We start from the raw sequence: 23,890 nt of genomic DNA, 5'->3' as shown, positions 1-23,890 counted from the left end.
TAATCGACTATGCTGCCAGACAGTAGTGCCCGTCTGACATTCCATGCATAATTGGCGCACGCCACAGTAGCCGAAACCCTGCGATGCCTCGCCGTCTATTCAAACGTCTGATGCCACATCCGGATCGAATCAAGGGCAGTAAGTCCCTCCGATTTATGGGCGACCTGCTGCACGATCCGAATCTCTGGCACCTCAACCGCCAAAGCGTTGCGCGAGCAATGGCGGTGGGTCTATTTGTTGCACTAATCCCAATCCCGCTGCAGATGCTAGTTGCTGCAGCAATCGCGGTACTCGCACGCTCTAACTTACCTATCTCGATCAGTCTGGTCTGGTTAACGAACCCGATAACCATGCCTCCGATTTTCTATGCCCAATACAAGGTCGGCACTCTCCTGCTTGGCGCGCCGGAACGCAGCATGCCAATGGAGCTTTCGATAAATTGGTTGATGGCTGAAATTCACCATATCTGGCAGCCGTTGCTGCTGGGATCACTGCTGGTGGCTACAGTCGTCGCCGCATTGGGCTATTGTCTGACCATGTTGTATTGGCGATGGTGGGTATCGCGCAACTGGCAACGGCGCAAAATGCGACGCCGTAACCAGTCCTGATCAAGGTTGCTCGCAGAGCTGCCCTTTTTTGAGGGTAAATATGCGGTCCATTTGCCCCGCCAGCGCCAAATCATGGGTCACTACCAGAAAGGCGGTGCGCAGCGTCTGACTAAGCTCCAGCATCAACTGCTGAATACTTTCCGCAGTCTCATAATCAAGGTTGCCCGTCGGTTCATCCAGTAACACGCAAGCCGGTTCATTGATCAGCGCACGCGCAATGGCCACGCGCTGACGCTCGCCTCCTGAAAGCTCTGCCGGCTTGTGACCTACCCGCTCCGCCAAACCAACGCGTTCCAGCATAGCGGTTGCACGCTTGCGCGCCTCGGCAATTGGTGTTTTGCCAATCAGCAGAGGCATGCAGACGTTTTCCAGCGCACTGAACTCCGCCAGCAAGTGATGAAACTGATAGACGAAACCCAGATCGGCATTACGTAAACGCCCACGCTGAGTTTCCTGCATAGCTGACAACTGCTGCCCGGCTAGCCAAACCTCACCCTGACTCGGTGTATCCAGGCCACCTAACATGTTCAATAGCGTGGTCTTACCCGAACCGGAACTACCCACAATTGCGATTCGCTCGCCACGATGCAAAGAGAAGTGCACCTGATCCAGGACCAGCAAGCGCTGCGGTCCGATCGCATATTCCTTACTCAGGCTACGGCACTCAAGAACGACATCAGTCATAACGCAGGGCCTCCGCCGGCTCGGTTCGCGATGCCCGCCAAGCGGGATAAAGGGTTGCTAGGAAGCTCAAACTGAGCGCCGCGCCGCAGATGATAAAAACATCACTCCAAATCAGTTGCGATGGTAGGTAGCTGATGAAATAAACATCCGAGCTAAGGAATTGAATACCTAAAGTATTTTCGAGCCACGCCACCATCTGCGACACGTTCAATGCCGCCAGCACGCCCAACACGCAGCCGCTCAGCGTACCTACAACCCCAATTACCGAGCCTTGCACCATGAAAATGCCCATGATCGACATCGGCGTAGCGCCCAGAGTGCGCAGGATGGCGATATCGGCCTTCTTATCCGTAACCACCATGACCAGGGTTGAAATAATGTTGAACGCCGCGACAGCGACAATCAGCATCAACAACAGGCCAATCATGGTTTTTTCCATCTTGATGGCCGCAAACAAATTGCCATGAGTACGCGTCCAGTCCTGCGCGTAATAGTCGCCCGGCAGCTTGGCGACCAGATCCCAAGCCACTTTGGGTGCTTCAAACAGGTTATCCAGCTTGATGCGCACACCTTGTACTTGGCCGGGCTGCCAGCGATTTAATTTAGCGGCGTCGCCGAGGTTGATCATCGCCAGTGAGCTATCCAGCTCCGCGCCAACCTTAAAAACACCGGCTACGGTAAAACGCTTCAAACGGGGGAAAACACCTGCCGGCGTGACCGAGGCTTCGGGCAGAACAAAGGTCAGTTTGTCGCCCACCGCAACATTGAAACGTTTGGCGATCAGTTCGCCGATAACGATGCCAAACTCACCTTCAACCAAATTATCCAACGAGCCGCTCTGCATGTGGTCTTCAATAATAGAAACGGTTTTCTCCGCTTCGGATTCCACGCCAGTAACCAGCACCGGAGCAACGCCGCCATCGTGGGTCAACATGCCCTGCAATTGAATAAAGGGTGCGGTTGCTACCACTTTGGGATTAGCAATCAGTTCCTTTGAGAGTGTCTGCCAGTCGCTGATCGGCTGATAACCATTGATGGTGGCGTGCGGCACCATGCCGAGAATGCGCGTGCGCAGCTCACGGTCAAAACCATTCATCACCGACAGCACCAGAATCATCACCATCACGCCGAGGGTAAGCCCCAGCATGGAGATCAGCGATATAAAGGAGATAAAGTGGTTACGACGCTTGGCCCGCGTATAACGCAGCCCGATAAAAAAGGGTAAGGGTCTGAACATGAAAAGCAGGTTACCTTATAAGCCGGGCTCAGCCGGTGAATTTTGAGCGACATGTTACACTGAACAGCAGCACTTGGTCAGCGCTGCAGCAGCGCCATACGAGATATGCCATGCAAACAGACAATGAAGACAAGCGCGAGTTCTTCCGCATTCAGGATCAAATGGCACTGGATTGTAAACCCATTGACGGGCCTGATGCCGATTTAGGACGACAGCACGGTACGCTGTTTGATCTGCTGAGCGATATGCACATGCTGGACTACGAGTCACAGCATCTGTTGCGGCAAATATCCGAGCGCGATCGCGCACTTGCGCAATACCTTAAAGTCATCAATAAACGAATCGATCTGCTCGGCAAAACCTTGGCCGTTGAGCTATCCGGCGACTTTGGCGATCCCATTGACGTTATCCTCAGCGAAGGCGGCATGTCGTTCGAGTCGACCGAAGCTTACCCCGTCGACTCCTGGTTAGCCGTGCACATGATTCTGCTACCCGCGCCGCTTGGCTTGGCTATTCCTGGACGCGTGGTACGTTGTGACCGCAATGCGACAGATCAGGGCTGGACACTGGGCATCAACTTCGACGTGATGACAGATGCACAGCGACAACTGCTGGCACGGCATATACTGCAAAAACAGGCACAGGAAATACGTGCCGCCAAATCGACCGAAAGGACCTCTTCATGAAAACGCTACTGCACGGACTGGTACTGGTCAGCAGCATGCTGGCTGCCGGCACACTCCACGCTGATACCCTGAGCATCCCTGTAGGTGAGCAAAGTGGCAGCCAAGCCACCTCGTTGCCACAACGCGGTGTAAGTTTCGACGCCGTTGTACGTGGCTGGGGTGAGCCTGCCCGCCGGCATGCGGCAGTGGGCCAGCCGCCTATCACTCGCTGGGACTACGACAGCTTTAGTGTGTATTTCGAATCCAGCCACGTGATCGACAGCGTCCGCCAGCACAAACCCAAGGCGCCCTGATTTGACACCGCTTATTTATGGGCATCGTGGCGCCCGAGGCGAAGCGCCGGAAAACACGCTAGCCAGCTTTCAAAAAGCATTGGATGCCGGGGTAACCCGAGTAGAGCTTGACCTGCATTTATCAGCAGACCATCAGCTGATGGTGATACACGACCCTACACTGAAGCGCACCACCGGACGGCGCGGCAAGGTAGCGCAACGCCAGGCTGCGGATTTGATGCAGCTAGATGCTCGCTTTGGCTTACCTAGCTGGCCAGACGCATGCCCTATCCCCAGCCTCGAGCAGTTATTTAGAACCTTTACACAGCTGGAGCACTATCAGCTGGAAGTCAAAAGTGGCTCAGTGCGGCAATCACGCATCGTGCTACAAGCCGTAGAGGAACTGGTGGCGCGTTACCGACTGCAGGACAAAGTGGTGGTCACATCGAGCAGCCGCACCCTATTGAAATACGCCAAGGCATCCGCTTTCAGCTTACCTACCGGCCTAGTAGAAGAATATGGCCTGCTTGACCCAATCAAAGCCGCGCAGCGTTATGGTTGCCGCTACCTGATACTCAACTGGAAGTTATGCACTGCCCAGCGCATACAACTGGCTCAGCAAGCCGGCTTGCATGTATCTGTGTGGACCGTGAATGAAGAGCACAGAATGCAAAAGCTAGCCGCCATGGGGGTCGACAGCCTGATTACCGATTACCCATTGCGGGCAATGCAGCTGTTTAATAAATAGCGCCTGAGCTCTCAGGCGCTATTAACTCAACCGATCAGAACAATCGATTTAACCCGTCCAGTGCCGCAACCCGGTAGGCCTCGGCCATAGTCGGATAATTGAACGTAGTATTGACGAAGTAGTTGATACTGTTAGCTTCGCCTTTCTGGCTCATGATTGCCTGGCCGATGTGCACAATCTCAGATGCCTGGTCACCAAAACAGTGAATACCCAGGACTTCCAGCGTATCGCGATGGAAGAGTATTTTCAGCATCCCCACCGGCTCGCCACTGATCTGCGCACGCGCCATGCTTTTGAAAAAAGCCTGGCCGATCTCATAGGGCACCTTCTCGCTGGTTAACTCCTGCTCGGTTTTACCCAGCGAGCTAATTTCCGGAATAGTGTAAATACCCGTTGGTACGTCATCGACGAAGCGCCAGGCGTCGTTACTGACGATATTGCCAGCAGCCGAGCGACCCTGATCAAAAGCCGCGCTGGCCAAACTTGGCCAGCCAATCACGTCGCCTACCGCGTAAATATTGGGCACCGCGGTGCGATAGTTCTCATCGACACTGAGCTGACCGCGACCATTAGGGTGCAAACCGATGTTTTCCAGACCAAGACCATCGGTATTGCCGGTGCGCCCATTACACCAAAGCAAAGCGTCAGCTTTTAGCTTCTTACCGGATTTGAGATGCAGGGTTACGCCGCGGCTTTCGGTGCCTTCAATCTTCTCGTATTCTTCATTATGTCGAATCAACACACTGTTGTTACGCAGGTGATAACTCAACGCATCTGAAATCTCGTCATCCAGAAAGCTCAGCAGCCGTTCTCGGTTGTCGATCAGGTCAACCTTTACACCTAGACCGCAAAAGATCGATGCGTATTCGCACCCAATCACTCCCGCACCATAAATAATCAAGGTGCGCGGCGTGTGATTCAAACGCAGGATGGTGTCGCTATCGTAGATACGCGGATGGCCAAAATTCACGTCCGAAGGACGATATGGGCGCGATCCAGTGGCTACAATCACCTCTTTGGCGATTAGTTTTTCCACTACACCGGTGTTGTTGACCAGTTCGATGGTGTGCTCATCGGCGAAACTGCCTTTACCGAAAAACACGTCCACGCGGTTACGCGCATAATAGCTGGTACGCGAAGCAACCTGTTTGGCCATCACCTTTTCAGCACTTTTCAGCACATCTGGAAACGGAAACCAGCGAGGATCACCGATGGCACGAAACATCGGGTTGGTGTTGAATTGGATGATCTGCTTGACCGAATAACGCAACGCTTTGGACGGGATGGTACCCAGGTGAGTGCAATTACCGCCTACTTCCTTGCGCTCCTCCACCACAGCCACTTTGCGGCCATGTTTAGCTGCATTCATCGCAGCACCTTCACCCGCAGGGCCTGAACCCAGCACCACCACATCGTAGTTATAAACAGCCATTCAGTCGGTTCCTTGTATCACACAGACAACACGCATAAAGAGAGTGCCACAGACAGCAAAACGCCCCTAGTCGACCTTGGTGGCATCCCGGGCTAGCTCAAACTCCTGGCTACGCGGCTGCACACCGGCATTGACCGTGGCCTCTTCACATTTGGTGGTGTCACCCCCGCAAATCCCGCAGGACTTATCGAGGCCCGTCGCGCCAATACCACCACAGGAACCCGCGATCGGCTTGCGACCCATCATTACGCCAACGGCCATACCGGCCACAATCAGCAGCATCAAAGGGAATACCAAAAGCCAAACCATGGTTTACTCCTCGCTCTTTGCAAGAGCATTAAATTGTGGGGTGCCTTTGGAAATAAAGGCCTCCCCCTCGCGAATAACAAAAAAAGCTGGGATTTTATGCTCTACCGCATACTGCCAGCCGCGATCTTCACCCATGATCATCAACAGCGTAGATAGGCCGTCCGCCTCTGCGGCTGAATCATCAAGTACGGTGACAGCCGCGAGCTTGTGCATCACCGGATGACCAGAACGGGCATCAAAGGTATGCGAGAAACGCTGCCCATCAACCTCGTAATAATTGCGATAGTCACCTGAAGTAGAAACACCCTCACCGTCCAGTGCAAGGATCATTTGCGCCACGCGCTCATCATCTCGCGGCTCTTCTATAGCGATTCGCCACGGACGATTACCGGGTTTTTTTCCCGCTGCCTTGAGCTCACCGGTGATTTCCACCATATAGTTTTTGACGCCATAGGTAGCCAGGCGTTCCACTACCCGATCAACCATATAACCAGCACCCACGCTGCTTATATCGAGTGTCAAAGCAACGTCTTTACACAACTGACTTTCATCATTGATGTGCAGATGCTGCTGCCCCACCGTAAGCATTACCTGCTGCAGTTGATCAGGATGTGGCATCTGATGCTGCTCGCCGCCGTGGAAGCCCCAAAGCTTGAGTAGCGGCGCCACGGTGATATCGAAAGAGCCTCCGCTGTCAGCGTGAAAGTGGTCAGCTAACTGAACCATATCCAGCACTGACTCAGGCATCGTCATACAGGTTCCAGCGGGGGATGCGTTGAATCGGGCCAAGTCAGAATCGGTGCGCCAGTTCGAAGCTTCGCTGTCGAAGCGCGCAAACATGCTTTCGATTTCTTCCTGTAGCGCCTCAGGTGCCGGCGACTCTTCAGTCGGCACCCACTTGATCGAATAGGTGCTACCCATGGTCGCCCCATACATCTCGGAAACCGGGTCGACAGAATTGAAACAGCCCGTTAGGGCTGCTGCCAAGGCAACAGCAATAACGGGCCGGACCAAGCCAAGGCGCATATCAGCCGCCAAAGTCATCAAGCAGAATATTCTCAGGCTCTACCCCCAAATCCTGCAGCATCTTGATCACCGACGCGTTCATCATCGGCGGCCCACACATGTAGTACTCACAGTCTTCTGGCGCTGGATGCTCCTTCAGATAGTTTTCCAGCAAGACATTGTGGATAAAGCCCGTTGGGCCTTCCCAGTTGTCTTCCGGCAGTGGGTCAGACAGCGCCAAATGCCACTCGAAGTTATCGTTCTCAGCTGCCAGCGTATCGTACTCATCGACGTAAAACGCTTCACGCAATGAACGCGCACCGTACCAGAAAGTGATTTTGCGCGTGGAATGCAGACGTTTGAGCTGATCAAAAATGTGCGAACGCATAGGCGCCATACCGGCACCACCGCCAATAAAGACCATTTCGGCATCGGTATCCTTGGCAAAAAACTCACCGAACGGACCGTATACCGTGACCTTGTCACCCTCGGTAAGACCAAACACCCAGGACGACATTTGACCCGCTGGCAGATCATCACGGCCAGGCGGCGGCGAAGCCACACGAATATTGAACTTCACCAGACCGCGCTCTTCCGGATAGTTAGCCATGGAGTAAGCGCGGATCACGGTCTCATCTACCTTGGACGTATAGCGCCACAGGTCGAATTTATCCCAGTCGCCACGGAACTCAGGCTGGATGTCAAAATCCTTATAATTGACAGCGTGCGGCGGGCATTCCAGCTGCACATAACCGCCAGCGCGGAAATCGACGCTCTCGCCCTCCGGCAGTTTAAGCGTGAGTTCCTTAATGAAGGTGGCCACGTTGGGGTTGGACTCAACCGTGCATTCCCACTTCTTAACGCCGAAGACCTCTTCCGGCACTTCGATTTTCATATCCTGTTTGACCGGAGTCTGGCAGGACAAGCGCCAGCCTTCTTTGGCTTCGCGCTTGGTGAAGTGTGACTCTTCAGTGGGCAACATCTCGCCGCCGCCACTTTCGACAATGCATTTGCACTGCGCACAGGTGCCGCCGCCGCCACAGGCGGAGGACAGGAAGATGCCGTTGGCAGACAGCGTATTCAACAGTTTCGAGCCGGCCGCTACGGTCACAGTACGTTCGCCATTCACCTCAATGGTGACGTCGCCACTGCTTACCAGTTTCGAACGGGCAATCAGAATGATGGCAACCAGCGACAATACGATGGCTGTAAACATCCCGACGCCCAGAAAGATTTCCATGTTCATCAGTTACAGCTCCTCTCTACAGTTGCACGCCGGAAAATGACATGAAACCTAGCGACATCAACCCAACAGTAACGAAGGTGATGCCCAGGCCACGTAAACCATCAGGCACATCGCTGTACTTGAGTTTTTCCCGGATACCCGCCAAAGCAATGATTGCCAGCGCCCAGCCGATACCGGCACCAGCGCCATAGACCACACTTTCACCAAAGGCATAGTCACGCTCTACCATGAACAGCGACGCACCCATGATGGCGCAGTTAACGGTGATCAGTGGCAAGAACACGCCCAAGGCGTTGTAAAGAGCAGGTACAAACTTGTCGAGCAGCATTTCGAGGATCTGCACGATGGCCGCGATCACACCGATATAGCTGAGCAGACCCAGGAAGCTCAGGTCAACGTTCGGCAGGCCAGCCCAGGCCAACGCGCCATCTTTCAGCAAATAGGTATAGATCAGGTTGTTGGCAGGCGTAGTGATCGCCAATACGACTACAACAGCAACGCCCAAGCCAATGGCGGTCTCAACCTTTTTGGAGATGGCGATGAAAGTACACATCCCCAAGAAGAAGGCCAACGCCATGTTTTCAACGAAAATCGCCCGAACCAGCAGGCTTATGTAATGTTCAATCATGGCTTACATAGCCTCCTTCATCGCGCGAGTCTGCGGCGCCATCTTGAATTCCGCTGCTTCAACTTGATCAGTTTTCCAGGATCGTAGACCCCAGATGAGCAGACCAATAATAAAGAATGCAGACGGTGGCAGCAGTAACAAGCCATTAGGCTGATACCAGCCACCAGCGCTAACCACTGGCAGAATTTCGATGCCAAACAGGCTACCGGCACCCAAAAGTTCACGTACTGTCGCGACACAGATCAGAATAAAGCTGTAACCCAGACCGTTACCAATACCGTCCAGGAAGCTCATATGCGGCGGGTTCTGCATGGCGAAGGCTTCAGCGCGGCCCATCACAATACAGTTGGTAATAATCAAACCGACGAAGACCGACAGCTGCTTGCTGATGCCGTAAGCGTATGCCTTGAGCACTTGGTCCACTACGATTACCAATGACGCGATAATCACCATTTGCACGATCATACGGATCGAGCTGGGGATCTGATTACGTACCACTGAGATGAAGAAGTTAGACAGCGCCGTTACCGAGGTCAAAGCAATACACATAACCAGGGTAACGTTCAGACTCGTGGTAACCGCTAGCGCAGAACAGATACCAAGGATCTGAAGCGCAATGGGATTGTTGCTGAAAATAGGATCAAAGAGCACCTGCTTGGCGCTTGCATTAGCCATGATTATGCCTCCCCTGCGCGAAGATGATCGAGGAACTCGCCAAAGCCGTCTTTACCCAGCCAGAAACGCACTAGGTTTTCCACGCCCCGACTAGTCAGAGTGGCACCGGCTAATGCATCAACCTGATGCTCTGCGTTCGGACTGTTGTTGTCTACGCCGCCCTTAATGACACTGATATCAACGTCACCAGACTCGTCGTATACAACCTTACCAGTCCATTGTTTCTTCCAGCTGGGATTATCCACCTCACCGCCTAGACCGGGGGTCTCAGCGTGCTGGTAGAAGCCCAAACCCACCACGGTTTTCAAATCGCTTTCCAGCGCCATGAAGCCGTACAGTGTGGACCACAGACCATAACCGTGAATCGGCAGGATGACAGTTTCGATTTCGCCCTGCTCGTCTTCAACCACATACACCGTAGAGTAGTAGGCTTGACGACGGATACTGGCAATATCGACCTTTGGATCCATACGCTGCGAGGTTTCCGGGACTTTGGACGCTTTCTGCTGGTCGTAGGTCAGCGGATCTGTCGCATCGCTGAACTCACCGGTGCGCAGATCCACAAGCCGCGGAGTAACCTGTTTGAACTGCTCCTGCACACTAACGCCTTCTTTATATAGGCCGGCGATCTGCAGAATATTGCGCTGTTTGTCTTGCAACTGGTTGGTAATCTGGACTGGCTTGAGCGCTACAGCAGCGGCAGATACCACTACAGAGCACACCAGGCAGACCAGAAGCGCAACCGTCAGGGTGCGGAGAACGGATTCTTTCTTACTGGACATTGCGTGCAAGCCTCCGTTTGATGTTGGCCTGAACCACAAAGTGGTCAATTAGCGGGGCGAACAGGTTGGCGAACAGGATGGCCAGCATCATGCCTTCCGGGAAGGCCGGGTTGACCACACGAATGAGGATCACCATTAAGCCAATCAATGCACCAAACAGCCACTTGCCGGTGTTGGTCATAGAGGCAGACACGGGGTCAGTCGCCATGAAAATCATACCGAAAGCGAAGCCACCGACTACCATATGCCAGTACCACGGCACTGAAAACATCGGGTTGGTCTCTGAACCAATCGAGTTAAACAGCAGACTGGTGGCAATCATGCCGATCATCACACCGGCCACAATGCGCCAGTTAGCAATTTTCGTTGTCAGCAGTACCGCGCCGCCGATAAAGATGGCCAGCGTGGAGACCTCACCCATAGAACCCTGGATGTTGCCGTAGAAGGCATCCCACCAGGTGATGCCTTGGGCAACCACTTGATCGATACCACCGGAGGCCGCCATGCTCAGCGCAGTAGCACCAGCAAAGCCATCAACCGCAGTCCAGACCGCGTCACCTGACATTTGCGCAGGGTAAGCGAAGAACAGGAATGCGCGACCGGTCAACGCCGGGTTGAGGAAGTTTTTACCGGTACCGCCAAATACTTCCTTACCAATCACCACGCCAAAACTGATACCCAGCGCAACCTGCCACAGCGGAATGCTCGGCGGCACGATCAGGGCGAACAGAATGGAGGTAACGAAGAAACCTTCGTTGACTTCATGCTTGCGAACAGAGGCGAAGATCACTTCCCAGAAACCACCGACCAGGAAGGTCACCGCATAGACGGGTAAAAAGTAAGCTGCGCCATGAACCAGATTGTCCCAGAGACTCTCGGGGTTAAAGCCGGCAAACAGTGAGATCAGCGCAATACGCCAGTTATCCTGCGCTGCGAGCATATCTGCATTGGCTGCATAGATGCTATTAGCCTGATAACCGATGTTGTACATACCGTAAAAAATAACCGGAAAAGTACAGAGCCATACGGTGATCATCATGCGCTTAAGATCGAGACCATCACGCACGTGAGCAGTCGTCTTGGTGACGCTGCCGGGGCGGTAAAAGAAGGTATCGACGGCTTCGTAAAGGGCATACCACTTCTCGTGTTTGCCACCTTTTTCGAAGTTGTGCTCTATCTTGTCGAGGAATGCGCGTACACCCATGACTTAACCCTCCTTTTCAATGCGAGTCAGGTTATCCCGCAGAATCGGGCCGTATTCGTATTTGCCAGCGCAAACATAGCTACACAACGCCAAATCCTCTTCTTCCAACTCAAGGCAACCGAGCTTCTGTGCCATCTCAGTGTCACCTACGATCAGGTAACGCAACAATTGAGTAGGCAGGATGTCCAGCGGCATGACCATCTCGTAATTGCCTACCGGAACCATGGCGCGCGGACTGCCATTGGTGCTGGTATCAAAATCAAACAGACGAGAAGGTGCCAGTTTGGAAGTAAAGATATTGAGTACCGAGTGCTTGTTCTTACCAGCACGCAGATAGTGCAGCAGTTGGCGCTCATCGCCTTCCTTCAGCACTGATACCTGGGAGTGGAACCGACCAAGATAGGCAACCGGACCACGCGCCATGCGACCACCGAATACCGAGCCGGAAATCACGCGATTGTTGTCCGGAGTCAACTCACCTGCGGTCAACTCATCCAGGTTTGCACCTAGGCGGGATTTCAACAGACGCGGTTTCTCTACCTGCGGTCCAGCCAGTGCAAAGTAACGGTCAGTCCAGATTTTACCTTGGGTGAAAAGCACACCAAAGGCGATCACGTCCTGATAGTTGATTTGCCAAACCGTCTTGGTTTCGCTGACTGGATCAAGATTGTGTATGTGCGTGCCTGCCAAACCGGCGGGATGCGGACCGGCAAAGCTCTCGGTGCTAACGCCGGTAACAGATTCACCCGGAATATTGGCACCTTCGGCCTTACACAACCAAACCTTACCCAAGCGCGCAAGGACCTTAAGACCGTTTTCAAAGTCAGCAGCATGCTGCTGGATGATCACGGCAGGATCGGCCGCCAACGGATTGGTATCCATCGCGGTAACGAAGATCGAGCTGGGTTTGCTGTCAACAGCAGGCGTCTTGCTATAGGGGCGGGTACGCAGAGCGGTCCACAAACCTGAGCTGATCAGCTGATCACGTATTACCTGCTGATCCAGCGAGGCCAGTTGGTCGACCGCATGAGAATCAAAGGCGACAGCTTCGTCACCCTCAATATCGATTACCACCGATTGCAAAACACGTCTTTCACCACGATTGATGGCACTAACAACACCAGCAGCAGGCGAAGTAAAAATGACACCAGGCGTTTTTTTATCACTGAACAGGATCTGACCCAGCTTGACCCGGTCTCCCTCGCGTACCTCCATAGTGGGCTTCATACCGTGGTAATCAAAGCCTACTACTGCGACACTGCGTACCTGACGGGCGTCATCGATACGCTGCTCGGGTGAGCCGGTGATTGGCAGATCCAAGCCCCGTTTGATTTTTATCATACGAATAGCCTAATCACTAGTTTGGAATCTTTAAGGGCGGACTGCCGGTGCGAAGCACAACAAGCTCTGCGGAATGGCTCTTGGCAACAGACACGGAATCAGGGCGAGACAGCCACAAACCCCCATCAAAAATCCCGCTAAGTATAAAGTTCCTGCCCCACCATTACTACTCGACCCTTGGCTTTTTCGGGTTTTAAATAACCTACATTGATGAAATCTATGACCTTGCATCCCGCATCTACTCTGGGCTTGTCATAGACTGAAACACTGCATCGTTAAAACGGAGACAACCATGCGACCACATTACCTGCTACTTGCCGGCCTGCTGCTGTCCACGCCGGCGCTCGCCAGCAACGAACGCATAAACCAGGCCGGCTTCGCTTCCAGTGTGACAACGGAAAACAGTAACCAAGTGTTGCCACTGCGCAACACTCACCTGCTTGAATACCTTTTCGTCGATGTCTACAGCGCTGCTCTTTATGCTCCAGCCGACGCAAAGCTCGAGCAATTGCTGGCCGGCAACTCCGCATTGCGGCTTGAACTCTATTACTATCGCTCAATCAAGCGTCAAGATGTCATCAAGGCCGCCTGGACTGCACTAGAGCGGCAATATGACACCACAACGCTGGCTACTCTAAAGCCTAGCGTGGATCAGTTGCATGTCAGCTTCAGCGATATTGGTAGCGGCGATCGCTACAGCCTGACCCGCACCAGCGACCAGCATCTAGTGTTGCGCCACAATGGCAAAATCACCTTTGAATCCAACGACCGGCAATTGGCTGATGCTTACCTCGGCATCTGGCTGCGCCCTGATGGCTTATCCGATGAGTTACGTAGCGCCCTGTTGAACTAAGATCACTCAAACAGCAGGCAACAAAAAAGGCGCCTAAGCGCCTTTTTTGCATTAACCCATCGATCAGGCCGGGAATGCCGGCGGATTGACGTGAGCCATGTCTTCCAAAATCCGCACTACCTGGCAGCTGTAGCCGAACTCGTTGTCGTACCACACATAGAGAATGACGCGGTTATCGTTGCAGATAGTTGCCTCTGCATCCACTACGCCCGCGTGACGCGAACCAACGAAGTCGGACGACACCACCTCTACCGAGTTAGTGAAGTCGATCTGCTTGTGCAGGTCGGAGTGCAGCGCCATGTGACGCAGATACTCATTCACTTCGTCGCGATCAGTCGACTTTTCCAGGTTCAGATTAAGAATCGCCATCGACACGTTCGGCGTAGGAACGCGAATTGCATTGCCGCTCAGCTTGCCTTCCAGCTCTGGCAGCGCCTTGGCAACCGCCTTGGCTGCACCGGTTTCGGTGATAACCATGTTCAATGCGGCGCTACGACCACGACGATCACCTTTGTGGAAATTGTCGATCAGGTTTTGGTCGTTGGTGTAAGAGTGCACGGTTTCAACATGACCATTGACGATGCCGTACTTGTCATTGATGGCCTTGAGTACCGGCACAATAGCATTGGTGGTACAAGACGCAGCGGAGACAATCTTGTCTTCAGGTGTAATCGATGCATGGTTGATGCCGTGCACGATGTTCTTCAGGTCGCCTTTACCCGGTGCAGTTAGCACAACCTGGCTAGCGCCTTTGCATTGCAAATGCTGAGACAGGCCTGCCTCATCACGCCATACGCCGGTATTGTCTACGATCAGCGCATTTTCGATGCCGTAGCTGGTGTAATCGATGCTGGCCGGATCGCTAGCGTAGATAACCTGAATCTGATTGCCGTTGGCCGTCAGCGTATTGTTCTCTTCGTCGATAGTGATGGTGCCCTGGAAGGACCCATGTACCGAATCACGACGCAGCAAGCTGGCACGTTTGGCCAGGTCATTGGGAGCGCCCTTGCGCACAACAATGGCGCGCAGACGTAAACCATCGCCGGCACCCGCTTTCTCAATCAGAATGCGAGCCAACAGACGGCCGATGCGACCGAAACCATACAGCACCACGTCACGACCCTGACGGCGCTCGCCAGTGTGGCCGATAACGCTGCTCAGCTCATCGCGCAGAAAGGCATCCAGATCATCGTTGCCGCTTTCACGGAACTTTTGAACCAGCCGAGCAAGGTCGATGGACGCAGGCCCCAGCTCCAGATCTAATAACGCTTTGATCACCGGGAAAGTGTCGTGTACAGAGAGTTCGGTATCGTCAATCTGGCGAGCAAAACGGTGCGACTTCAACAAGCTGATAACCGAGCGATTGACCAGGCCACGCCCATAAATGGACGTCACCACGTTATGCTCACGGTACAGACGACCGATTAGAGGAATCATGGCTTCGGCGGTCGCTTCACGATCCGTCCAGCTTTCCAGACACTGCTCGAATTGGGCTTGAGTCACGGCTTTACCTTCCACGGCTTGATAACTAAAGGGCGCATATTATGCTGTCCACGGCCTCTTGAGGCAATCATCAGCCCAAAATCAACCAGAGAATGAGCACAGCCGGGCTGACGGCGTTACACTTAGCCCCCTCTGAAACGGCGACGGACATACTCAACTCTGCGCCGAAAACATGACTACATGAGCTTATTGCATGCCTGTTGAAACCACCCTGTTGTCACCCCCGCTCGCCAAAGCCCCTGGAGCGAAGATGCACTGGGCTGGATTGCACGGTGCCGCACGCGCACTGGCGATTGCCGAGGCAGCGTCTCAGCATCAAGGGCTCAGCCTGGTCATTACCACTGACACTTCAGCTGGCGACAGCCTGGAGCAGGAGCTGCGCTTCTTTTCGCCTGAGCTGCCGGTACTCAGCTTCCCCGATTGGGAAACCCTGCCCTATGATCGCTTTTCGCCACACCAAGACATAGTCTCGCAACGCCTGCGAACCCTATTTCAGCTACCGCAGGTCAGCCAGGGCATCTTGGTCGTGCCAATGACCACGTTGTTGCATCGCCTACCACCACGCAGCTTTCTTGGCGGCTCGGTACTCATGCTGGAGCTGGGCCAACGGCTGGATATTGAGCGGATGCGACTAGATCTGGACTCTGCCGGCTACCGCTACGTCGACACTGTATATGAGCATGGCGACTACGCCGTGCGCGGCGCACTATTAGACCTTTTCCCGATGGGCAGCAAACTACCCTATCGCATTGATCTGTTTGACGAAGAAATCGAAACCCTACGTACCTTCGATCCGGAAAGCCAACGTTCAATCGACAAGGTAGAACGCATTCACCTGCTGCCCGCCAAAGAGTTCCCGCTCGACAAATCCGCACTCACCGGCTTTCGCGCCCGCTATCGTGAACGCTTCGAAGTGGATCATCGGCGCTGTCCTTTATATATGGATCTCACCGAAGGATTGGTGCCGCCCGGCATCGAATATTATCTGCCGTTGTTCTTCGATGAGTTGGGTAGCCTGTTCGATTATTTACCCGAAAATACGCGTGTGTTCACCCTGCCAGGCATCGAAGCCAGCGCGGAACATTTCTGGCTCGACGTGCGCAGCCGACATACTGAGCAAGGCGTAGATCCGACCCGCCCGCTGCTACCGCCTGGTGAGTTATTTTTACCAGTAGAAGAATGCTTTGCCCGTATCAAGAGCTTTGCGCGCACAATTTGCCATCAGACAGAGCTACCCGACAGCGGACAAGCTGAAGACCTCGGCTGCCTGCCACCGCCCGAGCTGCCCATCGACAACAAGCTCGACAATCCTTTGCAGGCGTTGCAGGGCTTTTTGCAATCGCATAAAGGACGCACGCTGTTCGTCGCCGAAACCGCCGGCCGACGCGAGGCCTTGATCGAGTTATTGGCGCGCATTGATCAGCGCCCACAACAAGTCGACAGCTGGCTCGACTTTGTCACCTCAAACCATCCGCTGGCCTTGGCGATAGCACCGTTGGACCAGGGATTGCTGACCCGTTCTCCAGCCGTTGCCGTCATCGCCGAAAGCCAGCTGTTCGGGCAGCGCGTTATGCAACGCCGCCGCCGCGGCAAAGCCACGGATATGGGCGACGCCATTATCCGTAATCTCACCGAACTCCGCGAAGGTGCACCGGTTGTGCACATTGACCATGGTGTCGGCCGCTATCTGGGCTTAACCAACCTGACTGTCGAAGATCAGGAAACGGAGTTTTTGGTACTGGCCTACGCCGAGGAAGCCAAGCTTTACGTACCCGTAGCCAATCTACATCTGATCGCTCGCTACTCCGGCTCCGAGGATGAAAACGCACCCTTGCACCGTTTGGGCTCGGAGCAGTGGCAAAAGGCCAAACGCAAGGCCGCTGAAAAAGTTCGTGACGTCGCCGCCGAACTGCTCGACGTGTACGCCCGCCGCGCCGCCCGCGAAGGTTTCACGTTCAGCGCACCAGAGCGTGATTATCAGAGCTTTGCGGACGACTTCCCGTTCGAAGAAACGGCCGACCAGGAAGCGGCCATTGATGCAGTGCTGCAGGATATGACTAACCCACAGCCAATGGACCGACTGGTGTGCGGTGACGTTGGCTTCGGCAAAACCGAAGTTGCCATGCGGGCAGCATTCCTCGCCGTGCACAGCGGCAAACAAGTTGCTGTTCTGGTTCCCACTACCCTATTGGCGCAGCAGCACTACAACAGCTTCAAGGACCGCTTTGCCAACTGGCCGGTCAAAGTCGAGGTCATGTCGCGTTTTAACTCCACCAAGGAAATCAAAGCCGCGGTTGGCGAGCTGGCCGAAGGCAAGGTGGATATCATGATCGGCACCCACAAGCTGCTGCAGCAAGACGTCAAATTTCGCGACTTGGGCTTGGTGGTCATCGATGAAGAGCACCGCTTTGGCGTGCGCCAGAAAGAACAGCTGAAAACCCTGCGAAGCGAAGTGGATATATTGACGCTCACCGCGACTCCGATCCCGCGCACCTTGAACATGTCCTTCTCCGGCATGCGGGATTTATCGATCATCGCCACTCCCCCGGCACGCCGCCTATCGGTCAAGACCTTTGTCATGACCCAGCAGAAGCCGGTGCTCAAAGAGGCGATACTGCGCGAGCTGCTACGTGGCGGTCAGGTTTACTATCTGCACAATGAAGTACAGACCATAGAGAAGTGTGCCGCCGACCTGGCGGAGCTGGTCCCTGAAGCCCGTATCGCCGTCAGTCATGGTCAGATGCCGGAACGGGCGCTAGAACAGGTGATGCGTGACTTTTATCACCGTCGCTTCAATATTCTGGTTACCACCACCATCATTGAAACTGGTATCGACGTGCCTAGCGCCAATACCATCATCATCGAGCGCGCGGATAAATTCGGGCTGGCCCAACTGCACCAGCTACGCGGCCGAGTTGGACGTAGCCACCATCAGGCTTACGCTTACCTGCTGACACCCGACGGCAAGAAAGTGACTCGAGACGCCGAGAAGCGCCTGGAAGCTATTGCAGCCGCACAAGATCTTGGCGCTGGTTTCACACTGGCGACCCACGATCTCGAGATTCGCGGCGCCGGCGAGCTGCTGGGCGATGGGCAAAGCGGGCAGATTCAAGCCGTTGGTTTCACGCTGTATATGGAAATGCTCGAACGCGCAGTAAAAGCCATCAAGCAAGGCAAGCAGCCTGACCTTGATCAACCATTGGGCGGTGGTCCTGAGATTAACCTGCGGCTGGCTGCGCTGATCCCTGACGATTACTTACCGGATGTGCACGCCCGACTGATCCTGTACAAGCGTATAGCCAACGCCAATGACGATGAAACGCTGAAAGACTTGCAGGTTGAAATGATCGATCGCTTCGGCCTGCTGCCGGAACAGGTCAAGACATTGTTCCGTGTCACGGCCCTCAAATTGCGCTGCGAACCGCTGGGCATTACCAAGATAGATGTCGGCGCAGAGCACGGGCGCTTTGAGTTCGGCGCACAAACCAATATCGACCCCATGGTATTGGTGCGCATGATTCAGGATAATCCCCAACGTTATCGCCTTGAAGGCGCTACGATATTCCGCTTCAATGCCCCCATGGGCGGCGTAGAACTGCGCCTCAATACTGTAGAAGCATTACTCGACCGACTGGCGCAAGCGCCACAGGACACTCCCGTAAAAGGCAAAGGAAAACGCCCATGAAGCATTTGTGCAAAAAGCTCGGCCTGGTACTGCTGGCCTCACTCGCAAGCACTCTGGCACTAGCGCAGTCAGCCGATGAGTATTTGGTAGAAGTGGTATTTTTTGGTCAGCCATCAGCGCCTATTGTAGCCGGCACACCACCCGATCTGGATTGGGCCAACAACGCCATCAAGCTTGATGAGACTACACGCAGCGACGTGCGCGCCATTGATCCAACCCGCTTCCAGCTGGACCAGGATGCGCGCAAGCTTGAGCAAAAGGGTTACCAGATCTATCTGCATCAAGCCTGGTCACAGCCGCTGGATAACAATTTGGACGTAGCCCTGAGCAAGGGACAAGCCGATAACGGCATTTTCCCCGTACAAGGCCTGGTCAACCTGAGCCAAGATAAACTGATGGAGATCGCCGTGTCGTTCTGGCGTAACCGCGCCGCCAGCGAAGTGCAGATGAGTGGCGCATCAATAGTGTCGGAGAACCTGCATCAACGGCGCGCTCTGCGTTTGAACGAAACCCATTACCTGGATCACCAGAGTCTTGGGATGTTGGTACGCGTCAGCCGCTAAACTGCCGGCAGTGGCGGCCAGCACGGCAATCGTGCTGGCCGCCACAGTGTCACTCAGCTATAAGCGCAGAAAGCACCTGTTTGACCTGCTGCATGCCCTGCTCAATCACCACCTCAATCGCCTGCATGGTGATCACCTCAGTCGATTTCCCCGCTGCCGGGTTAACCACCAACGCGAGACAGGCGTAAGGCAACTCAAGTTCGCGCGCTAATGCAGCCTCCGGCATGCCGGTCATACCGACCAGATCAGCGCCATCACGCTCCAAGCGCACAATTTCTGCAGCCGATTCGAGACGCGGACCTTGGGTGGCGGCGTAAACCCCGCTCGGTAAATGCGCAAGACCGCGCTCGCGTAAAATCGCCACCAGCCGTTCGCACAACACTCGATCATAGGGCCAAGAGAAGTCAACGTGGACTACATGATCGAGATCATCCTCAAAGAAACTAGGCGCCCTGCCCCAGGTGTAATCGATGATCTGATCTGGCACGCAGAAGGTACCGGAAGTTAGCTGCGGATGAATACCGCCCACCGCATTCACTGCGATTATCTGCTCAACTCCAGCCGCCTGTAGCGCCCAGAGATTGGCTCGATAATTAACTTTATGCGGCGGAATGCGATGCGGCTTGCCATGGCGTGCCAGAAACACTACCTGCTGATCACCCAGACGGCCATGCACCAACGGCGCTGAGGGTTTACCGAATGGAGTTTCCGCCCAATCTTCACCCAGCAGCTCAACACCTTCCAGTTCGGTCAGCCCGGTCCCTCCGATCACGCCCCAAGTACTCATGCATTACTCCTTTCATGTGACTCGTTGGCGACCTGTTTACCACTATCAGCAGATTGAAACTCGCCGCGCAACGCCAAAGGGTCTGGCAGGTGCAATGTTGAGGTAGGGAAGGCAACCTGTGCTTCGTGATCTTCAATGATTGTCAATACTTTCAACAATATATCTTCCTTTACCCGATGGTATTCCGCCCAAACCGGCGTGGTAAAGCAGTATATGAAGAAGTCGACTGAGGACGGTGCGCAGCGATCAAAGAACACCATTAGCGTCTGATTCTGATCAATATCGTCATGCGCTTTTAGCATCTCACGCACTTTGTGCACTATCGGTTCCATGTGCCCGATATCGGAATAGCGAATACCCAAATGCTCATAGATACGTCTATGACTCATGCGGGACGGGTTCTGTACCACAATATTGTTGAATATCGCGTTCGGCACATAGATTGGCCGTTTATCAAAGGTACGGATACGCGTTAGCCGCCAGCCAATGTGCTCAACCGTGCCTTCAATGTCACGATCAGGGGAGCGCACCCAGTCGCCAACCGCAAAGGGGCGATCCAGATAAACCATTAAGCCGCCAAAGAAGTTGGCCAATAGATCCTTGGCCGCAAAGCCAACCGCGATACCGCCAATACCACCAAACGCCAATACCCCGGAAACACTGTAACCAAGCGACTGCAGCACAACCAGAGCGGCCGTAATGATCACCGAGGCACGCAGCAATTTGCCGATAGCGCTCACGGTGGTCTGGTCCACTGGCTTTGCGCGGTAGCGTGGATCAACCAGGCGCTGCTCGATCTCTTTCATCAAACGCAAAATAAACCAGCACAACAAGGCTATGAGCAGAATGCGCTGGACCTGATCCAATACGTCAGCCAGCCCTTCATCCATTTGGTTAGCGGTAATTCTCGCCGCCCACATGAGCCCCATTGACCAGATCAGGACCCAGGCAGGACGTCGCGCGGCATACACCAAAGCGTCGTCCCACATGTTGTTGGTCCGCTCGGCCCGGCGCTCCAGATGGTCTAGCACGCGCTTGACCACATAGGCCGCAACCAGAGCCGACATCACTACCGCGAAAACTTGATATATCCAAGCCTCGCCAATAATGGGCATTTGATCCAAATTCAGTTTTGCTGTCAGTTCATCAATCGTTTCAATCAAACCAGGCCCAACTCTCTGAGTAATGAGTAATGCACGCCCCAATCAGGGCTTGCTTTGTAATCGATAGATACCGTGCGCCGCGCCAGCATGCGCGCTATGTTAGCCGGCGCCTGCAGACCCACCTGCTGCGCATGCACAAGGCCCTCTTCTGCAGCGGCTCGATCATTGCAAATTAACAGCATGTCGCAGCCGGCGGCGACGGCAGCGTCGATACGCTCAGGAATACCCCCTACAGCATGCGCACCGGCCATGGTCAGGTCATCGCTGAATATGACGCCGGTGAAGCCCAGCTCCTCGCGCAGAATAGTCTGCAGCCAGTAACGAGAAAACCCGGCCGGTAATGAATCAACCTGCGAATACACCACGTGCGCCGGCATGATGCCCCCCAACTGGTTGGCGAGCAGCGCAAAGGGCTTGAGATCGAGCTCACGAATCTGCGCTTCGCTGCGCTCGTCTACCGGGAGCGCAAAATGCGAGTCCGCTTCAGCCCAGCCGTGGCCGGGAAAGTGTTTTCCGGTAGCCGCCATACCCGCCTGATTCAGACCGTCGATATAAGCGCTGGCGAGAAAACTGACTTGCTCCGGATTGGCACCCAGAGAACGGTTGCCAATGACTTTGCTGCGTCCATGCTCCAAATCCAATACCGGCGCAAAACTGATATCAATACCGCAGGCCAACATCTCAGTCGCCATCAACCAAGCTGCGGCACGCGCAGCGGCCGCAGCCTGATCACCGCCCTTTTTTGCGATATCTGCCAACGCGGGCAAACGATGCACCCCTCGGCGCAGGCGCTGCACACGCCCTCCCTCTTGGTCGATAGCAATCAGCATATCGGGACGAATAGCCCGAATGGAGGTCACTAATTCGCGCACTTGTGCGGGGGACTCCGTATTGCGAGCAAACAGAATCATGCCACCCACTTCGGGCTGGCGCAGCAGCTGCCGATCTTCGGACTCCAGCCATAGGCCGGGCAGATCCAGCATCAACGAACCTTGTTTCAAGCAACTATCTCCTGACAAAAGGACACGCAGCGCCTGTTTAGGCGGCGTCTATCTGAACAGTACAACCGACCGGCGTACTATCGAACAGTTCCAGTATGTCTGCATTGCGCAGGCGAATGCAGCCGTGGGACAAAGGTTCGCCCATCGGCTGGTCATCGCCCGTGCCGTGCAGATAAATGTAGCGACGCTGTGAGTCAACCTGTCCGCCGCGATTAAAGCCCGGCGAATTGCCACACAGCCATAGAATGCGAGTCAGTATCCAATCGCGCTCTGGGTGGGTTGCAGCCAGCGAGGGCGTCCATACCTCACCCGTCGGGCGCCGGCCAATATATACCGAGCCCAAAGGTTGCCCATCACCAATACGCGCGCGCACGCGGTGCTCACCGCGCGGCGTGCAACCAGAACCCGAGCGCTCGCCCAGACCGTTCAGTGCTGTTGAAATAGGAAAGCGACACACAACACTCCCGCCGCAAAACCCGGTGAGCTGCTGCGCTGCAATAGATATGTGAATATGATCCAACTGCATGGTCGTCTCCGTTACCAACGCATACGATAACGGATCAGCCACGTATAGGTAAGGGCGAGGAAGCTAAACTATGCCAGCGCTAGGCGCCGCTAAGATGAGGCTACTTCGGCAGCTGCTGCCGCGACCGGCTTAACCGGCAGGCTATCGGCGCGCATGCCAGCCGCAAGAAATGGCACCATCAGGCGTAGCACTTCATCAACCGCGCGATGTTCCGCGAACTCAGCCTCAGCAATGGCGCGCAACGCTTTCATGCTGGACATGGTAAAGGCTGCACTACCCAACATGAAATGCACTCGCCAAAACAACTCCGCTGGCGGGATGCTCGGTACGGCGCTAACCACCAGCGCCATGTAGCGCTGAAACACCTTGCCATACACTTCGGCGAGGTACTTACGCAGATGCCCCTGACTCTGACTAAATGCCAAGCCCAGTAAGCGCATAAAGGTAGAAAGATCATTACCACTACGCGGCTTAACCGTCAGGGCCTGATCGACCAGCATTTCAAGCAAACCTTCCAAGCTCAGCTGACGCAGGTCTCCGCGCTGCTCATGCTGGTCCAATTCGCGCTCTAGGCTGCTAACGAAAGGATCGAGAAAACGCACGAAGACAGCTTGAATCAGCGATTTTTTTGAACCGAAGTGATAATTCACTGCCGCCAGGTTCACACCGGCTTTACTGGTGATCAAGCGCAGTGAAGTTTCAGCAAAGCCTTTTTCTGCAAACAGCTGCTCTGCTGCATCCAATATGCGTTTAACGGTATCAGACTGCGCCATGCGGGGCTCCCAAGGTACAAACATTTGTTTCAAACATACGTTTAAAACAAATCAACTGTCAACCCTGTATAAAGCTACTGAACTGTCGCACTAATTATTCCCCACGCCAAGCGCGACAGCCTGTTTACAAAATCAGCGCTTGCCCAAGCAGAACAACTGTATATAATCACAGCTACTGG

Annotated in this window: 24 protein-coding genes; 7 read left to right on the top strand and 17 right to left on the bottom strand. The window is 54.4% G+C overall.

The features are described from left to right. The first annotated feature begins 83 nt into the window (after positions 1 to 83). The gene (locus AC1XYH_RS05655) at positions 84 to 608 is read left to right on the top strand and encodes a DUF2062 domain-containing protein (RefSeq protein WP_483325660.1); all 525 of its coding nucleotides are present in this window, start codon (positions 84 to 86) and stop codon (positions 606 to 608) included. On the opposite strand, the gene lolD is transcribed toward AC1XYH_RS05655, so the two are convergent. Together lolD and AC1XYH_RS05645 are read right to left on the bottom strand one after the other, a co-directional pair. Continuing rightward, positions 609 to 1,292: a lipoprotein-releasing ABC transporter ATP-binding protein LolD gene (gene lolD / locus AC1XYH_RS05650; protein ID WP_483325659.1), complete on the bottom strand. Its 684-nt coding sequence runs from the start codon at positions 1,290 to 1,292 to the stop codon at positions 609 to 611. Then, a complete protein-coding gene (locus tag AC1XYH_RS05645) occupies positions 1,285 to 2,529 on the bottom strand; it encodes a lipoprotein-releasing ABC transporter permease subunit (protein ID WP_483325658.1) in 1,245 nt (414 codons plus the stop codon). Before AC1XYH_RS05645 ends, lolD begins: the two co-directional genes overlap by 8 nt. A 110-nt stretch (positions 2,530 to 2,639) precedes the next feature. Between AC1XYH_RS05645 and AC1XYH_RS05640 the strand changes: the two genes are divergently transcribed. From AC1XYH_RS05640 to AC1XYH_RS05630, 3 genes are read left to right on the top strand one after another with little or no spacing between them, the layout of a single operon-like run. Further along, positions 2,640 to 3,215, top strand: a complete 576-nt coding sequence (locus tag AC1XYH_RS05640; RefSeq protein WP_483325657.1) for a PilZ domain-containing protein — start codon at positions 2,640 to 2,642, stop codon at positions 3,213 to 3,215. Next, on the top strand, positions 3,212 to 3,508 hold the full coding sequence (locus AC1XYH_RS05635; RefSeq protein ID WP_483325656.1) for a phosphodiesterase: 297 nt from the start codon (positions 3,212 to 3,214) through the stop codon (positions 3,506 to 3,508). The genes AC1XYH_RS05640 and AC1XYH_RS05635 overlap by 4 nt, the downstream gene beginning before the upstream one ends. A gap of 1 nt (position 3,509) precedes the next feature. Beyond that, entirely contained in the window at positions 3,510 to 4,235 is a 726-nt protein-coding gene (locus AC1XYH_RS05630; RefSeq protein ID WP_483325655.1) for a glycerophosphodiester phosphodiesterase, read from the top strand. Between the two features lie 34 nt (positions 4,236 to 4,269). Here AC1XYH_RS05630 and sthA read toward each other — a convergent pair whose 3' ends face one another. From sthA to AC1XYH_RS05585, 9 genes are all read right to left on the bottom strand, one after another. After that, on the bottom strand, positions 4,270 to 5,667 hold the full coding sequence (gene sthA, locus AC1XYH_RS05625; protein ID WP_483325654.1) for a Si-specific NAD(P)(+) transhydrogenase: 1,398 nt from the start codon (positions 5,665 to 5,667) through the stop codon (positions 4,270 to 4,272). A 66-nt stretch (positions 5,668 to 5,733) separates the two neighbouring features. Then, positions 5,734 to 5,976, bottom strand: a complete 243-nt coding sequence (nqrM, locus tag AC1XYH_RS05620; RefSeq protein ID WP_483325653.1) for a (Na+)-NQR maturation NqrM — start codon at positions 5,974 to 5,976, stop codon at positions 5,734 to 5,736. A gap of 3 nt (positions 5,977 to 5,979) precedes the next feature. Beyond that, entirely contained in the window at positions 5,980 to 6,897 is a 918-nt protein-coding gene (locus AC1XYH_RS05615) for an FAD:protein FMN transferase (RefSeq protein WP_483325652.1), read from the bottom strand. A gap of 106 nt (positions 6,898 to 7,003) precedes the next feature. Further along, positions 7,004 to 8,230 carry an NADH:ubiquinone reductase (Na(+)-transporting) subunit F gene (gene nqrF / locus AC1XYH_RS05610; RefSeq protein WP_483326311.1) on the bottom strand — a complete coding sequence of 409 codons (1,227 nt, stop codon included), beginning with the start codon at positions 8,228 to 8,230 and terminating at the stop codon, positions 7,004 to 7,006. 13 nt (positions 8,231 to 8,243) lie between these two features. Continuing rightward, positions 8,244 to 8,852 (bottom strand): NADH:ubiquinone reductase (Na(+)-transporting) subunit E, encoded by a 609-nt coding sequence (nqrE, locus tag AC1XYH_RS05605; protein ID WP_483326310.1) that lies wholly within the window; start codon positions 8,850 to 8,852, stop codon positions 8,244 to 8,246. A 6-nt stretch (positions 8,853 to 8,858) separates the two neighbouring features. Beyond that, positions 8,859 to 9,530, bottom strand: a complete 672-nt coding sequence (locus AC1XYH_RS05600; RefSeq protein WP_483325651.1) for an NADH:ubiquinone reductase (Na(+)-transporting) subunit D — start codon at positions 9,528 to 9,530, stop codon at positions 8,859 to 8,861. 2 nt (positions 9,531 to 9,532) lie between these two features. Further along, the gene (locus AC1XYH_RS05595) at positions 9,533 to 10,312 is read right to left on the bottom strand and encodes a Na(+)-translocating NADH-quinone reductase subunit C (protein WP_483325650.1); all 780 of its coding nucleotides are present in this window, start codon (positions 10,310 to 10,312) and stop codon (positions 9,533 to 9,535) included. Further along, positions 10,302 to 11,516, bottom strand: a complete 1,215-nt coding sequence (locus AC1XYH_RS05590) for an NADH:ubiquinone reductase (Na(+)-transporting) subunit B (protein WP_483325649.1) — start codon at positions 11,514 to 11,516, stop codon at positions 10,302 to 10,304. The genes AC1XYH_RS05595 and AC1XYH_RS05590 overlap by 11 nt, the downstream gene beginning before the upstream one ends. A gap of 3 nt (positions 11,517 to 11,519) precedes the next feature. Further along, positions 11,520 to 12,857 carry a Na(+)-translocating NADH-quinone reductase subunit A gene (locus AC1XYH_RS05585; protein ID WP_483325648.1) on the bottom strand — a complete coding sequence of 446 codons (1,338 nt, stop codon included), beginning with the start codon at positions 12,855 to 12,857 and terminating at the stop codon, positions 11,520 to 11,522. A 292-nt stretch (positions 12,858 to 13,149) separates the two neighbouring features. Here AC1XYH_RS05585 and AC1XYH_RS05580 point away from each other — a divergent pair, with 292 nt between their 5' ends. After that, positions 13,150 to 13,710, top strand: a complete 561-nt coding sequence (locus tag AC1XYH_RS05580; protein WP_483325647.1) for a chalcone isomerase family protein — start codon at positions 13,150 to 13,152, stop codon at positions 13,708 to 13,710. Positions 13,711 to 13,773: 63 nt separating this feature from the next. Here AC1XYH_RS05580 and AC1XYH_RS05575 read toward each other — a convergent pair whose 3' ends face one another. Further along, entirely contained in the window at positions 13,774 to 15,213 is a 1,440-nt protein-coding gene (locus AC1XYH_RS05575; RefSeq protein ID WP_483325646.1) for a glyceraldehyde-3-phosphate dehydrogenase, read from the bottom strand. Positions 15,214 to 15,406: 193 nt separating this feature from the next. On the opposite strand from AC1XYH_RS05575, the gene mfd reads away from it, so the two are divergent. Together mfd and AC1XYH_RS05565 are read left to right on the top strand one after the other, a co-directional pair. Then, positions 15,407 to 18,898, top strand: a complete 3,492-nt coding sequence (mfd, locus tag AC1XYH_RS05570; protein ID WP_483325645.1) for a transcription-repair coupling factor — start codon at positions 15,407 to 15,409, stop codon at positions 18,896 to 18,898. After that, entirely contained in the window at positions 18,895 to 19,461 is a 567-nt protein-coding gene (locus tag AC1XYH_RS05565; RefSeq protein ID WP_483325644.1) for a CsiV family protein, read from the top strand. The genes mfd and AC1XYH_RS05565 overlap by 4 nt, the downstream gene beginning before the upstream one ends. A 49-nt stretch (positions 19,462 to 19,510) precedes the next feature. Here the strand turns inward: AC1XYH_RS05565 and AC1XYH_RS05560 are convergent, their stop codons facing one another. The 5 genes from AC1XYH_RS05560 to AC1XYH_RS05540 all read right to left on the bottom strand — a co-directional run bounded on the left by AC1XYH_RS05560 (position 19,511) and on the right by AC1XYH_RS05540 (position 23,711). Continuing rightward, on the bottom strand, positions 19,511 to 20,248 hold the full coding sequence (locus AC1XYH_RS05560) for an S-methyl-5'-thioinosine phosphorylase (RefSeq protein ID WP_483325643.1): 738 nt from the start codon (positions 20,246 to 20,248) through the stop codon (positions 19,511 to 19,513). Further along, positions 20,245 to 21,411, bottom strand: a complete 1,167-nt coding sequence (locus AC1XYH_RS05555) for a mechanosensitive ion channel family protein (RefSeq protein WP_483325642.1) — start codon at positions 21,409 to 21,411, stop codon at positions 20,245 to 20,247. Before AC1XYH_RS05555 ends, AC1XYH_RS05560 begins: the two co-directional genes overlap by 4 nt. Continuing rightward, positions 21,408 to 22,394, bottom strand: coding sequence for a beta-N-acetylhexosaminidase (gene nagZ, locus AC1XYH_RS05550; protein WP_483326309.1), 987 nt, complete (start codon positions 22,392 to 22,394; stop codon positions 21,408 to 21,410). Before nagZ ends, AC1XYH_RS05555 begins: the two co-directional genes overlap by 4 nt. A 55-nt stretch (positions 22,395 to 22,449) precedes the next feature. Next, a complete protein-coding gene (locus AC1XYH_RS05545) occupies positions 22,450 to 22,938 on the bottom strand; it encodes a L,D-transpeptidase family protein (RefSeq protein WP_483325641.1) in 489 nt (162 codons plus the stop codon). Between the two features lie 89 nt (positions 22,939 to 23,027). After that, positions 23,028 to 23,711, bottom strand: coding sequence for a TetR/AcrR family transcriptional regulator (locus tag AC1XYH_RS05540; RefSeq protein WP_483325640.1), 684 nt, complete (start codon positions 23,709 to 23,711; stop codon positions 23,028 to 23,030). Positions 23,712 to 23,890 lie beyond the last annotated feature (179 nt).

This window comes from Pseudomonas sp. GW-45 (assembly GCF_056896675.1).
Note: the sequence above shows the minus strand (reverse complement) of the source record. Positions and strands in the feature narration are given on the sequence as shown.